The 2,710-nt window shown below is 73.0% G+C and carries 2 protein-coding genes; one reads left to right on the plus strand and one right to left on the minus strand.

The features are described 5' to 3' along the window. Window positions 1–195 precede the first annotated feature (195 nt). Window positions 196–1,467, plus strand: coding sequence for a M6 family metalloprotease domain-containing protein (locus tag EAO70_RS35070; protein ID WP_148006858.1), 1,272 nt, complete (start codon window positions 196–198; stop codon window positions 1,465–1,467). Between the two features lie 88 nt (window positions 1,468–1,555). Here the strand turns inward: EAO70_RS35070 and EAO70_RS35075 are convergent. Then, on the minus strand, window positions 1,556–2,710 hold a 1,155-nt coding region (locus EAO70_RS35075; protein ID WP_148006859.1), incomplete at its 5' end, for a class I adenylate-forming enzyme family protein.

A 2,710-nucleotide genomic window follows, 5' to 3' on the forward strand; every position in this document is an offset into this window, starting at 1 on the left:
GGGGGGCGGCTTCCGCATCGGCGAGGGGGGCAGCTTCCGCATCGGCGCGCAGTCGGCTCTCGCGTCGGCCGAATCCCACGATCGGGCCACCCGACGCGCGTACCAGGACCTCTCGTCACAGGCTGATCGGACAGCGCGCCCCGTACCGAAGGGAGGGCCGCGCCGCCGACCTGCCCCCACCGGAGAGGCGACCGTATGCAGCACCCCCGACGACGGATACGCAGACCCGTCGCCATGGCCGCGACCACGGCGCTCTCCTTCACGCTGCTCGCCTCCGCGAGCAGCACGCTGCCCGATCCCGCCCCCGCCTCGGCCGGCCCCGTCGCCGCCGCGCCCGACGGCGCGCAGCTGGGACCCTGCCGCATCGCCACCACGATGGGCGTACAGATGTCGGAGGGACTCCCCACGGCCCCCGGGTACGTCCGCTCCACGGGCCTGGTCCGAGCCCTGAACCTGATGATCGACTTCCCCGACGCGACCGGGGACGGCACCGCGATGGGCCGCTTCCGCGAGTTCTTCCCGCAGACCGCCGACTGGTTCCGCGTCAGCTCGTACGGGCGGCTGCACTACCAGGCCGAGGCCCCGATACCCGACTGGCTGCGGATGCCGAAGGCCTTCTCGGCGTACGGGATCGAGCGCGGCGCACCGTACGAACCGGGCTACCGCACCCTCGTCGAGGACATCATCAAGATGGCCGACCAGAAGGTGGACTTCAGCGCCTACGACCTGGTCAACGTCCTGGTCACGCCGAACGCCGGCCCGTCCGCCCTCGACACCGTCCTGTCCGTCACCTTCTCCGGGAACGACGACGCCCCCTACGCGGACGGCGTGCCGCTGGCCAACACGTCGTTCGTCTACAGCCGCCAGGACGACGGGTCGGGCAGCTTCGCGGAGACCGGCTACCGGGTGCTGCCGCACGAGAACGGGCACGTCTTCGGTCTGCCCGACCTGTACACCTCGGACGGCGGCGGGACCGTCGGGCACTGGGACATCATGTCCGAGGACTGGGGGGCCAACAACGACCTGCTCGGCTGGCACAAGTGGAAGCTGGGCTGGCTCGACAACGACCAGATCGGCTGCGCCTCCACACCGGGCACCGGCGACTACTCGCTCACCCCGCTGGCGGTCGCCGGCGGCCCCAAGCTCGCGTTCGTCCCGCTCTCCGAGACGTCGGGGTACGCGCTGGAGGTCCGCAGCAAGGACGGCAACGACGAGGCCGTCTGCGAACACGGCGTCCTGGTCTACCGGGTGGAGGCGGACGTGGACACCGGGCACGGACCGGTGACCGTCTCGGACAGCGAGCACGCGAGCGGCGGCTGCACCCGCCGCGCCAACGTCCACGCGGAACTGTCGGACGCGCCGTACCGGCCCGGGGAGACGTTCACGGACCGGGCGAACGGCATACGGATCAGCGTGCTGGACGAGGACGAGAACGGCACGTACCGGGTACGGATCACCCGGAGCTGAGCCACCAGCGGACGCCGGTCATCTCTCGCACGTGAGCGACGAGCGGACGCCGGTCATCTCTCGCAAGTGAGCGACGAGCGGGCGCCCGTCACGGACTGCCGGAGCCGAGCGACGACCGGGTTCCGGTCAAGGAACCCCGCAGTTCCCGCTTGAGGAGCTTCCCGGTCGGGTTCCGGGGCAGTTCCTCGTCCCGTACGAGGACGTGGGCGGGCACCTTGAAGGCGGCGAGGCGGCCGCCCACGTGCGCGCGCAGCCCATCGGCGCCGACCTCGGCGCCGGGCCGCAGCCGGACGACGGCCGCGACCTCCTCGCCGAGCAGCGGATGCGGGATGCCGAGGACGGCGGCGTCGACGACGTCAGGGTGCTGCTGGAGCACGTCCTCGACCTCGACGCAGTACACGTTCTCGCCGCCGCGGACCACCATGTCGGTGAGCCGGTCGACGATGCTGACCCGCCCGTCCGCGTCCACGCGCGCGAGGTCCCCGGTCCGGAACCACCCGTCCTCGGCGAAGGCGGCGCGGGTCGCCTCCTCGTCGCGCCAGTAGCCGCGGACGAGGGACTGCCCGCGCAGCCACAGCTCGCCGACGCCCTCGGCGTCGGGCCGGTCGATCCGCACCTCGGTGACGGGCGTGGGCCAGCCGACGCTGCCGGGGTGGGCGCGGTACTCGGCACCGGCGTTGGCGAGGACACCGCCGCTGGTCTCGGTGAGCCCGTAGCCGTTCCGGGGCTCCAGCCGGTCCCCGTACCCGGCGGTGATCCCGCCGACGATGCCGGGCGGGGCGGCGGCGCCGCCGGTGCTCAGCAGGGTGAGACTCGTGAGCGGGTCGCCGGTGGCGCGGGCCAGGTCGAGCAGTTGGAGGGCGGTGGCGGGAACGCCCGCGTAGTGGGTGACGCGGTGCTCCCGGATCAGCTCCAGGGCCCGGCCGGCGTCCCACTTCCGCATCATGACGAGGGTGCCGCCGGCCGCCATCACCCCGTAGAACGACGTGAACGCGGCGACGTGGAAGAAGGGGAACGTGGTCAGCGACACCGGGACGGGCCCGGCGCCGGGCATGTCCCCGCGGGCGAGGGCGGCCGCGGCGGCGAAGAACCGCGGGTTCATGGCGGCCCCGGCCTGCGCGAGATGCGTGGCGACGGCACCCTTGGGGCGGCCGGTGGTGCCGGAGGTGTAGATGATGGTGGCGTCGTGCTCGGGCAGGACGTCGACGGGCGGCGGCCCGAGGTGGGGATCGGTGTCGGGGAC

Origin of the sequence: Streptomyces sp. adm13(2018), assembly GCF_008042145.1 — a bacterium.
In the GTDB taxonomy this organism is placed as follows: domain Bacteria; phylum Actinomycetota; class Actinomycetes; order Streptomycetales; family Streptomycetaceae; genus Streptomyces.